The following is a 12636-nucleotide window of genomic DNA, read 5'->3' as shown; positions in this document are numbered from 1 at the left end:
GACACGCACGCGGGTTGGCGCATCACCCACCCCGGGCCCGGGCGGCCCGACCGGCGTGTTCTAGTGTCGGGGCTTGTGACCTCACCCGACGTGCGCCCCCGCATCAGGTATGTGCTGTTCACCGAGATGCTGGTGTTCGCGGTGCTCAGTCTGATCGCCTCGTTCGTGCTGTCGTACGACGCGATCCTGATCGCGCGCGACCCGACCATCACGCTGGCCTGCGACATCAACCCGATTCTCAGCTGCGTGAAGGTGGGCTCGACCTGGCAGGCCAATGTCTTCGGCTTCCCCAATGCCTTCCTGGGGTTGATCTCGGAGCCGGTGGTGATGACCATCGCGGTGGCGTCGTTGGCGGGGACGAAGTTCCCCCGCTGGTTCATGTTCACCGCCAATGCGGTCTACCTGCTGGGTGTGGTCTTCGCGTACTGGTTGCTGTTCCAGTCGACCTTCGTGATCGGCGCCCTGTGCCCGTGGTGTCTGCTGGTGACCGTGTCGACCACGTTCGTCTTCTTCTCGATGACGGTGTGGAATGTGCGCGCGGGCAACCTGTATCTGCCGGCCGGGGTGCAGCGGCGGGTGCTCGGGTGGCTCGACTCGGGGCTGTTCACGGCCGCCTTGGTGGTGTGGTTCGGGGTGGTCGTGATCGTCGAGATCGTCCGGTGGTTGCCCTCATTCCTGTGACGGGGTGAGGTGCTGTGAGGTGGCGCGGGGTACGGGTCGTCCGAGGCGAAGGGATGCGAACAACACGCCCCCGACCACCAGCGCTCCGCCGATCAGCTCGACTGCCGCCGGGGCCTCGCCGAACGCCAGCCAGCTCGAGAAGACACCGATGACGGGAACCAGCATCGACCAGGGGGCGACCTGGCTCGAGGGGTGGCGCGACAGCAGCGAGTTCCAGATGCCGTATCCGAGGATCGAGGCGCACACCACGATGTAGAGCATGCCGAGGTTCGCCGGGAGTGCCTCCGGGGTGAGGGCGGTCGCGAGTGAACGGGTGATGCGGTGAGGGCCCTCGACGAGCAGGGACAGCGCGAGCATCGGGATCGGCGGCACGATGGCGAGCCAGAACGTCAGCTGCAACGGCTTGGGGGCGCGTGCCTGACGTGAACAGATGTTGCCGATGGCCCACCCGAGCCCGGCACACAGGGTGAGCACCACCGGCAGCAGGGCGGCGGCGTGGGCCCGGTACCACGCGATGACACCGAGCCCGGCGACGGCGACCAGCACCCCGATGAGGTGCTGGCGGCGCAGCCGTTCACCGAGGAACACCGCCGCGATCATCACGGTGAACGGTGCGGAGGACTGCAGCACCACCGAGGCCAACCCGGCGGGCATGCCCGCGACCATGCCGACATAGAGGAACCCGAACTGCAGCACGCCCAGGCCGAGCCCGGTGCCGATCAGCCAGCGCCACTTGATCTGGGGGCGGGGAATGAACAGCAGCGTCGGGATCAGCAGCAGCGTGAACCGCAGTGCCACGGCGAAGATCGGCGGGTAGTGCTGCAGGGCGTAGGCGGTGGCTGGGAAGTTCAGCCCCCACAGCACGGCCACCAGCAGGGCGGCGAGCTTCTCCTTCGGTGACATGGGTGCCATCCTGCTGGGTCGGGTGACGCCGGGTCGACCTGGTTCCGGGATGTCCAAAAGTGGCCACTGGATCGCGGCAGGGGCCACGATCTGGCATCGACAGCCGTTGAGCGGCCATTTCTGGACACGCGCGGGCGGTCAGGTGCTCAGGCGGTGGCGCGAGAGCCGCGCGCCCGGGTAGACCCACGAGTGAATCAACTCCTCCACGCGCACGACGATGCGCGGGCTGCACCAGGCCTGCGAGGGCTTGTGCAGCGCCCAGCCCTCACCGAGCGTGATCGCGGCATGGGCGAGGGCTCCGCGCTCATGCCAGACCAGCACCGTGCCGGGGCGGGAGTTGGCGTCGTCATGCGCGGCCGCCGTCACGGGTGAGGTGTGGTCATCGAGCCACGCGGTGAAGGCGTCGGGGCCCACCCATGATTCTGCGGTCGACTGCCCGCTCGCGGCCATCACGGTGCCGAAACAATTGGCTCCCGAACCGTCCGGAAACGTCCCCGCCAGGTCTGCCGCCCCGGGCAGCACCTTTGCCGCCGCCGCGAGGGAGCCCGCGGCGAGGGAGTGCAGGCTCGTCCGACAGCCCTGTTCGATCCAGCGCACCAGGGCGGCGGTGACGGCGGGATGCGACGGCCAGACCGGGGCCGGCTTCGGCACGATGCGGCGGCGGCGCTCGGCGACCAACCACCGACGCAGCTCGGGGTCGGCGTCCGCGAGGTCCCGCTCCCCCAGCCAGACCCACTCGCCCCCGCCGTACATGAAGAAGGTGTCCCGCGTCTCAGCGACGGCCTCGAGGTCGGCCGGCACGCCGCCCGGAGTGGGCTCGGGCAGGCTTGGCCGCCAGCGAGCGGGGAGGGTGTCGACGCGGAAGGGCTGTTGGGGGTGGCAGTACCAGCCGCGCCAGCGCTCCAGCAGGGTGGGTTCGACGGGAATGCCGAGCACGTGCAGGGCGGCAACCGGCTCTGACGCGCCCATGGGAGTCGTGCGCGTCGAGGGAGTCGTTCGCGTTGAGGGAGTCGTTCGCGTTGGGGGAGCCGTGCGAGCCATGGCTGCCATCCTGCTGCGTTGCGGCTCGCCGGGTCGAGCCGATTCCGACATGTCCAAAAGTGGTCGCTGGATCGCGCCGGCGACCACGAACTGGCGCCTGGCGCCGTCGCGCGTCCATTTCTGGACATGTCAGCCCAGCGAGCGGCCTAGGCTCATGGGGTGGGGAACGAGCAGCAGCTGACCGGCGGGAACGCCTCGGGGCGCGTCGTCAGGGTCGACGATCCCACGTGGGGCCCGACTGTTCGCAAGCCGTGGCTGTCCCACTCGGCACTGATCGAGCGCTTCTGCTCACGCCTGCAGGCGGCGGGCATCGACCTCCCGTCCAGTTTTGGACGCGACGACCAGGGGCGCGCCGTCACCGAGTTCGTTCCGGGGAGGATCGCCCTCGACCTTCCCCCGCTGCGGCCGGACGAACTGGTGCGCGTCGGCCGCATGCTGCGGGCGATCCATGACGCGAGCGCGGCGACGGTGCCGTCGTCCGAGATCGCGGACTGGCCCGTCGGGCTGATCCCGCCGCCGGGCGCCGCCGACCTGATCTGCCACAACGACGCCACCCCGTGGAACCTGCTGATCGGCGACCGCTGGGTCTTCATCGACTGGGACGGCGCCGGCCCCAGCACCCGCGCCTGGGATCTCGCCTACTCCGCCCAGGCCTTTGCCGGGCTCGGACCGGAGCAATCACCGGACGAGGGCGCCACCCGTCTGCGCGCGCTCGTCCTCGAGGGGTACGGGGCGGACGAGGCGCTCGCGGCCGAGTTGCCGGCGCTCTTGGGAGTGCGGGCGCTGGCGATGTTCGAGCTGCTGGAGCGATCCCACGCCGCCGGCAGCGAACCCTGGGGGACGATGTTCACCGAAGGGCACGGGGACCATTGGGGCGGAGTCGCCGACCACTGCTCCCGCCACGAGCAGGTCTGGCGTCGTGCCCTGGCCGGCGAGCCAACGGTGGAGACCACAGGTGTTTGATCTACTTCCCAAGATCATGTCGCTGTGGGACCGGTATGGCGGCACCGTGCTGGCCATCGCTGTTCTCATCGCTGCCCTTGTGCTCGCCCGTTGGGTGGCTCAGCGGATCTGGAACGCGGCCGTTCGCCGCATGGCGGTCTCCCAGCTGGGGATCGCGTCCCTGGACCGCGTCAGGGTCATCTACAAGCGGCGGACAGAGGTGCCAGGAAACTTCGTTCTGCGATTCGCGCGTTGGCAGTTCGCCAACAGGGACGGCACGCGGAACCTCCGCAGACGCTACAACCCGGTTGTCATGGGCCTATCCGTCCTCAACATCGGGCACTTCACCTTCGTCTCGCACAACCCGACGCGGATCTACCGGTTGGTCCACGAGGCCAGAGCAGCTGGCAATCCTGTGGTCCTGGACCACCTCGAGCAGGGCAAGTGGGAGTGGGCCTCCCGACGTCACGGCGCGCAACTGAGTGCAGACACCGCATCAGAGATCTACACCCGGTTTCGCGATCGGCCCACGGACTTCGAAGGCTTCTGCGCGGATCTCTTCCGGGCGCGAGGCTGGTCGGTGGTGGTGTCACCAGCCTCGCGGGACGGTGGATACGACCTGGTGATGACCAAGGGCAATCGACGATTGGTCGGAGAGTGCAAGAACTTCCGCCCGGGGACGTCTGTCGGGCGGCCATTGCTGCAAAAGCTGGCAGGTGCAAACGTCCTCCTCGAGGCAGATGGCACGGTCTTCATCACGACCGCCGGATACTCACCAGATGCCAAGGAGTACGCCCGGCAGACCGGAATGGAGTTGATCGATGGCAATGGACTCGCACTGTTGTCGCAAGAGACCTGGAGCGGTCTGACCTCAGAGTTGCCGTTTGTCCCAGGCAACTACGAGCTGACGGTGACCGAGCTGCGCGAGTGCCTGCCGCCCGACATGCGTGACTGACGGGCCCCCGCCCCCACCCATCGCATCTGCCCACGTTGGTCGCATCTGTCGCATGTTGCAACGGCGGCAGATGCGAGCAACGTGGGCAGATGGGCCATGAGGGGGTGCGGCGGGGGCGGGAGCGGCCCGGGCCGGCGCAGAAAGAAGCTCAGGCCTCCACGTCCACCGGAGGCGACGCCGCCCAACTCGCCAACAGCGCCAACCGCTCCGCCGACTCCGTCCCCGGTTCGGCGGCGTAGGCGTTCAGGCGCAACCCGGGATCGGCCGCCAGGTCCATCGACTCGTAGCTCACCTCGAGCTCGCCCACCAAGGGGTGTCGGAACCGCTTCACCCCCGAGCGATGCAGCCTGACGTCGTGCCGGGCCCAGAGCTGCCGGAATCGCTCCGACCTCGTGGACAGCTCACCAACCAGCCTGGTCAGCGCCGGGTCGTGCGGGTTCTCCCCGGCCAGCGACCGCAGGATCGCCGCCGAGTTCACCGAGATCTGGTCGTAGTCGATGAAGAACTCCCGCGCCTGTTCCTCACACAGGAAGATGAAGCGCGACGTGTTGCCGCCGGCGGCCTCGAACACGGGGGCGTACAGCGCTCGTCCGAGGGGGTTGGTGCCGATGATGTCGAGCCGCCCGTTGCGCACGTAGGCCGCCGACCCAGTCATCTGGTCGAGCAGCCACTGCACCTGCGGACGCAACACCCGCCGCGGAGCCGAGGTGCGCGACCGCGTCGACGCGTTGCGGGCCAGGTCATACAGGTGGGCGCGCTCAGCTTCGTCCAGTTGCAGAGCGGACGACACCGCGTCGAGCACCTGCTCCGAGACGCCGGCCAGGTTGCCGCGCTCGAGCCGCACGTAGTACTCGACGCTGACCCCGGCGAGCATCGCCACCTCTTCGCGGCGCAGCCCCGGCACGCGCCGGTTGCCGCCCACGAACGGCAGCCCGGCCCGCTCCGGGGTGAGCCGGTTGCGTCGCGTGATCAGGAAGTCACGCGCCTCGGCCTTGGCATCCATCGGTTCCTCCTCCTGCCCTCGATCGGGCCCTTGACCCCGCCCCGGGCACCCCCTCAGGGACGCACCAGTGACTTGATGGCCCGGCGCTCGTCCATCGCAGCGTAGGCCTCACCGATCTCGCTGAGCGGCAGGTCGAGATCGAAGACCTTGCCCGGCTCGATCTGTCGCGACATCACCTTGGCGAGCAGTTCGTCGAGGTAGGCACGACAGTGCGCCGGCCCGCCCTTGATGCCGACATTGCGCCAGAACAACTCGTTCACGGGCAGGTCGCCGTGGGGAACGCCGACCAACCCGATGTTGCCGCCGTCGCGCACCGCCCCCACCGCCTGCAGTCTGGCCGACTCGGTGCCGACGCACTCCAGCACGCAGTCGGCACCGATGCCGTCGGTGAGCTCGCGCACCGCGGCGATGCCCGCCTCGTCACGCTCGGCCACGACGTGGGTGGCGCCGAACTCGCGCGCCAGCGCCTGCCGATCGGCGTGCCGGCTCATCGCGATGATCGTGGTGGCGCCGAGCTCGCGGGCGGCCAGCACCCCGCACAGTCCGACGGCGCCGTCGCCCACCACCACCACGGACGACCCGACCGCCACTCCCGCCGAGACGGCCGCGTGCCAGCCGGTGCACATCACGTCGGAGAGGGCGAGAATGCTCGGCACGAGCGCCTCGTCGACCCGACCGCCCTCGCCCGCGGGCACGACCACGAGCGTGCCGTCGGCATGCGGAGCCCGCACCAGCTCGGCCTGGCAGCCGCCGTAGCCCTGCTTGTGCTGGCAGTTGGCGGTGGCCCCCTTGAGACACACCGGGCACGTGTTGTCGCTGGGATTGAAGCCGCCCACCACGAAGTCGCCCACCTTCACGGTGGTCACGGACGACCCCAGCGCCTCGACCACGCCACACCATTCGTGGCCGATCGGGGTGGGCTCGGGCACGGGCGAGATGCCGCGGTAGCGCCACAGATCAGACCCGCAGACGCAGGCCGCGGTCACCAGAATGAGGGCGTCGGTGGGCTCGGTGATGGTGGGATCGGGACGCTCCTCGTAGCGGACGTCGCCGGGTGCGTGAATCACTGCTCCGTACATGGCTCCAGCACACCACGCTCACCCCCACCCAGACAGGCACCACCGCTACCCCCCAACCACTCTTCCCGGCACCGTCCACTGGCATGCTGACCCCATGACGACCCCCAGCCAGCAACCCGGCCTGCAGCGCCTCGGTGACCCACGCGTCTTCGGCACCCTGATCGGCGCGATTGCCGCCAGCGCCTTCGTGTTCGCCAATCGCGGCACCCTGCCCGCGCCGTGGCCGCTGATCTGCCTGCTGGTCTGGCTGGTCGCCATCCTCGGCTACCTCGCCAGCAACCTGCTGGTGCGCCGCTACTGGCTGCCGCTGACTCCCCCGACCCCGCGCGCCGGCCTCGTCTACCTGGCCTCGGTCGTCGCCATGGTCGCCGTCTTCGTGATCGGACGACTCCTGCTCCCCGACCGCCTCGCCCACCTCCAGGTCTCCATCGTGACGATGGCCGTCGGCGCACACTTCCTGCCCTTCGCGAAGGCGTTCGCCCAACCCTTCTTCACCCGCCTGGGGGCGACCATGCTCGTGCAAGGGGCCGTCGGGTTCGTGCTCGGATTCTTCTGGCACGACGGGCCCGCCGCCCTCGCCGTGTTCACCGGACTCACCATCCTGGTGATGCAGACCTCGTGGGCGCTGGCCACCCGGGTGCGCGAGCCCGCACACCCGTGAACCGCCTCCTCAGGCACCTGCTCACCCTCGCGTTCGTCGGGGTCACCGCCGTGCACCTGGCGGGCCTCTACTGGCCGCGCGTCGAGTTGCCCGGCGACGCCCCGAACACCGACAAGTGGGTGCATCTGGTGGCGTTCGGTGTGCCTGTCGCCCTGGGCTGGCTGCGCTTCCGGCGTCACCGGTGGTGGCTGGTCGCCGCCTTCGCCGCCCACGGTCCCCTCTCGGAGCTGCTGCAGGGCACGGTTCTTCCCCACCGCAGCGGCGATCCCCTCGACGCCGTCGCCGACCTGGTCGGGGTCGCGGTGGGTGTGCTGGTGGGCCTCGCGGGAGACACACTCACCCGAGACACACTCACCAGCGGCAAGCTAACCCGCGAAAAAGCTCACATCTGAGATAAGCCCTGCCGTTCCCGGGCACCACCCGATAGACTGGCACCTCCTCAGGCCGGTTTCCCGGTTGCCCGACCTTGAGAGGACCCGCCCGTGCTGCTCGTCGTGACGGTTTTCGCCCTCGTGGCTGTCGTCGCGACCTTGGTGAGCCAGCGCATCGGACGACTCGTCTTCCTGCTGCCCGCAGCCGTCAGCCTGGCCTCGGCGGTGTGGTTCGGCCTGCAGTACTCCGACGTCGCCCACGGCCACGTGCGCACCGAGCGCCTCGAATGGATCCCCACCCTGGGCATCGCCATCGACCTGCGTCTGACCTCGGTCAGTTGGCTGTTGGCGATGGTGGTCACCGGTGTCGGCGGCCTGATCTTCGCCTACGCCGCCTGGTACTTCGACTCCGAGACCCTCGCCTCGCGCACCGTCGGTCTGCTCACCGGTTTCGCCGCCAGCATGCTGCTGTTGGTACTGGCGGACGATCTGATCGTGATGACCGTCGGCTGGGAGTTGACGACCATCTTCTCCTACCTGCTGGTCGGCCTGAACCACCACTCGTCCACCTCACGACGCGCCGCCATGACGGCGCTCATCGTCACCACCTTCGGAGGGCTGGCGATGATGACCGGGGTGCTGCTGCTGCGCTCGGTCACCGGCACGTTCTCGCTGTCGGCCACCTTGGCGGATGCCCCCACGAGCGTCGCGGCCGGTTGGGCCGCCGCCCTGATCGTGGTCGGCGCGGTCACCAAATCGGCGATCGTGCCGTTCCAGTTCTGGTTGCCGGGAGCGATGGCGGCACCCACCCCCGTGTCGGCCTTCCTGCACGCCGCCGCCATGGTGAAGGCCGGCATCTTCCTGATCGCCGTGTTCACCCCGGCGTTCGCCGACCTCAGTTGGTGGCGGCCGGTGCTCGTCGTGCTCGGCGTGGTCACCATGCTGCTCGGCGCGTGGCGGGCGCTGCGCCAGCTCGACATCAAGGTGCTGCTCGCCCACGGCACCGTCAGCCAACTGGGGCTGTTGGTCACCACCATCGGGCTCGGCACCCAGGCCGGGCTGCAGGCGGGGCTGGCCCTGCTCGCCGGCCACGCCATCTTCAAGGCGACCCTCTTCATGGTGGTCGGCATCGTCGATCGGCTGACGCACACCCGCGACCTGCGCGCACTCGGGGGCCTGTTCCGCTCCCTTCCGCTCACCGGAGTCGTCGCGATCATCGCGGCGGCGTCGATGTCGGGGCTGCCGATCACCCTGGGCTTCCTCGCCAAGGAGGCGGCCCTCGGCGCCGCACTCGACGCCACCCGCGAGCCGGGCATCACGGTGGTCGGGTGGATCGCCCTCGCGGGCATCGGGGTCGGCGCCGCCCTGACCGTGGCCTACGCGCTGCGCTTCGTGATCGGCGTCTTCTTCGGCCGCCCCGGCGAGGCCACGGTCGACGGCCGTCGCGGACCCCTCACCGTTCCCGGGCTGGTGCTCACCGCGGCCACCCTCGGTCTGGCCTTCGCCGGCCACCAGGTCAGCGAACTGCTGCACGCCCATGTCGCCCTCGCACCCGGCCACGAGGCCCCCCACCTGGCGCTGTGGCACGGCTTCTCGGCGCCGCTGGTGATCTCGCTGGTCGCCATCGCCGCCGGTATCGGGCTGCACCTGACCCAGCGATCGTCCCGCAAGGAGCCCAACCCCGACGACGTCTGCGAGTTGGGCTACACGGCCACCATGCTGGGCATCGACCGGCTGGCCGTCGAGGTGACCGGACGAGTCCAAACCGGCTCCCTGCCCCTGCACATCGGGGCGATCCTGGTGGTCTTCGTGGCCCTGCCCGGCGTCGCCCTGCTGGCCGGCGGACTGACCCTGGGGCAAGTGCGCTGGTTCGACTCGATCGCCCAGGCAGCCGTGGCTGCCCTGATGATGGTCGCGGCCCTGCTGGCCACCGCCGCCCGCGGTCGCCTGAAGACGTTCATGCTGCTGTCGATCACCGGCTACGGCACGGCCCTGTTGTTCCTGCTGCACGGCGCCCCCGACCTCGCCCTCACCCAGGCGCTCACCGAGACCGTCTTCCTGGTGCTGCTGGTGCTGGTGCTGCGGCGGCTGCCCAAGTACTTCACCGATCGTCCGCTCAAGGCCACCCGCTACGTGCGCGCGCTGATCGCGATCGCCGTCGGCACGCTCGCCGCGGTTGCGGCGATGGTCGCCCTGCAGTCCCGCACGGCCCCGCCGGTCTCGGAGAGCTTCTACGAGAGCGCCTACGACTTCGGCTACGGCCACAACATCGTCAACGTCACCCTGGTCGACATCCGTGCCTGGGACACCCTGGGCGAGATCTCGGTGCTGCTCGCGGCCGCCACCGGCGTCACCAGCCTGATCTTCGTCCGCCGCCGGGTCTCGTCCGCCTCGATGCTCCCGCAGACACCCGCCAGCCAACGACGCACCTGGTTGCGTGGCGCGCAGTTGTTGGACGAGCACCGCGCCAGCCCCCTGCTCGAGATGATGACGCGGCTGCTCTTCCCCGTGATGATGCTGGTCTCGGTGTACCTGCTGATGGTCGGCCACAACCTGCCCGGCGGCGGCTTCGCCGGTGCCCTGGTCGCCGGCATCGCGCTGGCCATCCGCTACCTCGCCGGCGGCCGCGCCGAGCTCGAGGAGGCGGTGCCGCTCGACCCCGGCAAGCTGCTCGGTGGCGGCATGGTGACCGCGGTCATCGGTGTCGTCTGGCCGGTACTGATCGGGGGACGCATCGGCGAGTCGTACGCCATCGAGGTGGCCCTCGGTCCGCTGGGCACGGTGAAGCTGGTGACCACGCTGATCTTCGACATCGGTGTGTGGTTGTTGGTGATCGGCGCCATGCTCGACTTCGTCCGCTCGTTGGGCAGCGGCATCGACCTGCACTCGGAGAAGAACGTGGCCCCGGTGCCTCAGTACGCCTCCGACCGGGGCACCCCCGGGCTCACGAGGGAGCAGAGCCGATGACCCCCAGCCTCGTGCTCGCCGTCGCCGGTGGCGCCCTGCTCGCCTGCGGCTTCTACCTCATGCTCGAGCGCTCGCTGATGCGCATCCTGGCCGGCATCATGCTCGCCTCCAACGGCGTCAGCCTGCTCTACCTGGTGGTCTCCGGGCCCGCCGGGCTGGCCCCGATCGTCGGCGAGCCCAAGTACCGCATCAGCGACCCGCTGCCGCAGGCGATGGTGCTGACCGCGATCGTGATCACGCTGGCCACGTCGGCCTTCCTGTTGGCGATGTCGTACCGCTCGTTCCAGTTGGAGGGGCACGACGAGGTGGCCGACGACGTCGAGGACCGCATCGTCCGCCGGCGGGCCGACCGCGACCTCACCAGCGAGTCGTACACGCAGCACGAGACGGACGAGCTGCCGCTCGACACCGAAACCGGTGGCCTCGAAGCCGCCGAGGACGAGCCCGCTCACGCCACCGAGAATCCCCGTGAGTCCGATGCAACCTCCGGGGAGGCACCCTGATGGACCTGACCAACCTCGTGCCGGTGCCGGTGATCCTGCCCCTGGTGGCGGCCGGCATCACCTTGGCGGCGGCCCGTCGTCCGAACCTGCAACGCATCGTCTCGGGTGTCGCCCTCACCTTGGTGGTCGCGGTCGCGCTGACCCTGGTGTTCGCGGCCGACCGCAACGGACCGATCGTGCTGTGGGTGGGGGCCTGGGACAGCTTCCTGGGCATCGCCCTGGTGGCCGACCGGTTGTCGGCCCTGATGGTGCTGGTGTCGAGCATCGTCACCTCGATCGTGGTCATCTTCCCGTCGCGGCGCGACGTCACCGACTCACCCGACGGGGTGCCGGTCTCGATCTTCCACCCCACCTATCTGGTGCTCACGGCGGGCGTGTCGAACGCCTTCCTCGCCGGCGACCTGTTCAACCTGTTCGTCGGATTCGAGATGTTGCTGTTCGCCAGCTACGTGCTGCTGATGCTAGGGGCCACCCGCGAGCGGGTGCACGCCGGCGCGACCTACATGGTGATCGGCATCCTGTCGTCCACGCTGTTCCTGATCGCCATCGCCGTGGTCTACGGCGCGACCGGCACCGTGAACCTGGCGCAGCTGTCGGAACGGCTGGGCGCGCTGCCCGCGAGCCTGCAGCTGACCATCCAACTGTTGCTGCTGGTGGTGTTCTCGATCAAAGCAGCCGTCTTCCCGCTGTCGACCTGGCTGCCGGACTCGTACCCGATCGCCCCCGCCAGCGTCACGGCCGTTTTCGCTGGCCTGCTGACGAAAGTGGGCGTGTACGCCATCATCCGGCTGCAGTTCCTGTTGTTCCCCGACAGCCATCTCACCGAGCTGCTGCTGATCGCGGCGATCCTGTCGCTGGTGATCGGCATCCTCGGCGCGTTGGCCCAGGGGGAGATCAAGCGGTTGCTGTCGTTCACCCTGGTCAGCCACATCGGTTACATGCTGATCGGCATCGCGCTGGGTACCGAGGCGGGCCTGGCCGGGGCCATCTTCTACGTGGCCCACCACATTCTCATCCAGACGGCACTGTTCATCGTCGTCGGGCTGATCGAGCGCGTCGGCGGATCGACCTCGATGCGCACGCTCGGCGGGCTGTCCGCCGTGCCCGTGCTGGCAGTGCTGTACCTGGTGCCAGCGCTGAACCTGGGGGGCATCCCGCCCTTCTCGGGGTTCCTGGGCAAGGTCTCGTTGATCCAGGCCGCCTTCGCGCAGGGGAGCCCGCTGGCGATTCTGGCGGTGGTCGCCTCGGTGGTGACCAGCCTGCTCACCCTGATGGCGGTCACCAGGGTGTGGAACCGGGTGTTCTGGCGACCCCTGCCCGATGACGAGGAGTCCGGGCGTCGGGTGGCGCTGCGCCCGAGCCTGCGCACCATTCCGCGCATCTGGATCGCCGGCGCCTCGCTGATCGTGGCCATCACGGTGGCGCTCACCTTCCTCGCCGGACCGCTGACGGCCTACGCCCAGCGGGCGGCCCGCGACATGGTCGACGGTCGCTACGTGACCGCGGTCAAGGAGGGCCTGAAGTGACCGG

Annotated in this window: 12 protein-coding genes; 8 read left to right on the top strand and 4 right to left on the bottom strand. The window is 69.4% G+C overall.

All coding sequences use genetic code 11. The features are described from left to right. The first annotated feature begins 75 nt into the window (after positions 1-75). Positions 76-681 (top strand): vitamin K epoxide reductase family protein, encoded by a 606-nt coding sequence (locus ACSDQ9_RS04050; protein WP_435143956.1) that lies wholly within the window; start codon positions 76-78, stop codon positions 679-681. On the opposite strand, the gene ACSDQ9_RS04045 is transcribed toward ACSDQ9_RS04050, so the two are convergent. Then, on the bottom strand, positions 670-1584 hold the full coding sequence (locus ACSDQ9_RS04045) for an EamA family transporter (RefSeq protein WP_435143953.1): 915 nt from the start codon (positions 1582-1584) through the stop codon (positions 670-672). The genes ACSDQ9_RS04050 and ACSDQ9_RS04045 overlap by 12 nt on opposite strands. Positions 1585-1722: 138 nt before the next feature. Next, complete coding sequence (locus ACSDQ9_RS04040; protein ID WP_435143950.1) at positions 1723-2553, bottom strand: hypothetical protein; 831 nt, start codon at positions 2551-2553, stop codon at positions 1723-1725. A 231-nt stretch (positions 2554-2784) separates the two neighbouring features. On the opposite strand from ACSDQ9_RS04040, the gene ACSDQ9_RS04035 reads away from it, so the two are divergent. Both ACSDQ9_RS04035 and ACSDQ9_RS04030 read left to right on the top strand, forming a co-directional pair. Beyond that, a complete protein-coding gene (locus tag ACSDQ9_RS04035; RefSeq protein WP_435143947.1) occupies positions 2785-3588 on the top strand; it encodes a phosphotransferase in 804 nt (267 codons plus the stop codon). Positions 3589-3604: 16 nt separating this feature from the next. Beyond that, complete coding sequence (locus ACSDQ9_RS04030; protein ID WP_435143944.1) at positions 3605-4522, top strand: restriction endonuclease; 918 nt, start codon at positions 3605-3607, stop codon at positions 4520-4522. 148 nt (positions 4523-4670) lie between these two features. Here ACSDQ9_RS04030 and ACSDQ9_RS04025 read toward each other — a convergent pair whose 3' ends face one another. Continuing rightward, positions 4671-5525: a helix-turn-helix transcriptional regulator gene (locus tag ACSDQ9_RS04025; RefSeq protein WP_435143942.1), complete on the bottom strand. Its 855-nt coding sequence runs from the start codon at positions 5523-5525 to the stop codon at positions 4671-4673. Between the two features lie 53 nt (positions 5526-5578). Continuing rightward, complete coding sequence (locus ACSDQ9_RS04020) at positions 5579-6604, bottom strand: zinc-binding dehydrogenase (RefSeq protein ID WP_435143939.1); 1026 nt, start codon at positions 6602-6604, stop codon at positions 5579-5581. A 94-nt stretch (positions 6605-6698) separates the two neighbouring features. Between ACSDQ9_RS04020 and ACSDQ9_RS04015 the strand changes: the two genes are divergently transcribed. The 5 genes from ACSDQ9_RS04015 (at position 6699) to ACSDQ9_RS03995 (ending at position 12632) form a co-directional block, all read left to right on the top strand. Beyond that, positions 6699-7265, top strand: a complete 567-nt coding sequence (locus ACSDQ9_RS04015; protein ID WP_435143936.1) for a hypothetical protein — start codon at positions 6699-6701, stop codon at positions 7263-7265. After that, the gene (locus tag ACSDQ9_RS04010; protein ID WP_435143933.1) at positions 7262-7657 is read left to right on the top strand and encodes a VanZ family protein; all 396 of its coding nucleotides are present in this window, start codon (positions 7262-7264) and stop codon (positions 7655-7657) included. Before ACSDQ9_RS04015 ends, ACSDQ9_RS04010 begins: the two co-directional genes overlap by 4 nt. A gap of 90 nt (positions 7658-7747) precedes the next feature. Next, positions 7748-10603 (top strand): Na+/H+ antiporter subunit A, encoded by a 2856-nt coding sequence (locus tag ACSDQ9_RS04005; RefSeq protein WP_435143930.1) that lies wholly within the window; start codon positions 7748-7750, stop codon positions 10601-10603. Further along, positions 10600-11106, top strand: coding sequence for a Na(+)/H(+) antiporter subunit C (locus ACSDQ9_RS04000; RefSeq protein WP_435143928.1), 507 nt, complete (start codon positions 10600-10602; stop codon positions 11104-11106). Before ACSDQ9_RS04005 ends, ACSDQ9_RS04000 begins: the two co-directional genes overlap by 4 nt. After that, a complete protein-coding gene (locus ACSDQ9_RS03995; RefSeq protein ID WP_435143925.1) occupies positions 11106-12632 on the top strand; it encodes a Na+/H+ antiporter subunit D in 1527 nt (508 codons plus the stop codon). The genes ACSDQ9_RS04000 and ACSDQ9_RS03995 overlap by 1 nt, the downstream gene beginning before the upstream one ends. The last annotated feature ends 4 nt before the right edge of the window (positions 12633-12636 follow it).

Source organism: Aestuariimicrobium soli (assembly GCF_051192575.1).
GTDB lineage: Bacteria > Actinomycetota > Actinomycetes > Propionibacteriales > Propionibacteriaceae > Aestuariimicrobium > Aestuariimicrobium soli.
This window is presented reverse-complemented; position numbering and strand designations above follow the sequence as displayed.

Bases quoted from the DNA above. Each gene is read 5' to 3' on its own strand.
- ACSDQ9_RS04045 (WP_435143953.1), bottom strand. From the start codon at position 1,584: ATGTCACCGAAGGAGAAGCTCGCCGCCCTGCTGGTGGCCGTGCTGTGG.
- ACSDQ9_RS04040 (WP_435143950.1), bottom strand. From the start codon at position 2,553: ATGGGCGCGTCAGAGCCGGTTGCCGCCCTGCACGTGCTCGGCATTCCC.
- ACSDQ9_RS04030 (WP_435143944.1), top strand. From the start codon at position 3,605: ATGTCGCTGTGGGACCGGTATGGCGGCACCGTGCTGGCCATCGCTGTT.
- ACSDQ9_RS04025 (WP_435143942.1), bottom strand. From the start codon at position 5,525: ATGGATGCCAAGGCCGAGGCGCGTGACTTCCTGATCACGCGACGCAAC.
- ACSDQ9_RS04020 (WP_435143939.1), bottom strand. From the start codon at position 6,604: ATGTACGGAGCAGTGATTCACGCACCCGGCGACGTCCGCTACGAGGAG.
- ACSDQ9_RS04015 (WP_435143936.1), top strand. From the start codon at position 6,699: ATGACGACCCCCAGCCAGCAACCCGGCCTGCAGCGCCTCGGTGACCCA.
- ACSDQ9_RS04000 (WP_435143928.1), top strand. From the start codon at position 10,600: ATGACCCCCAGCCTCGTGCTCGCCGTCGCCGGTGGCGCCCTGCTCGCC.
- ACSDQ9_RS03995 (WP_435143925.1), top strand. From the start codon at position 11,106: ATGGACCTGACCAACCTCGTGCCGGTGCCGGTGATCCTGCCCCTGGTG.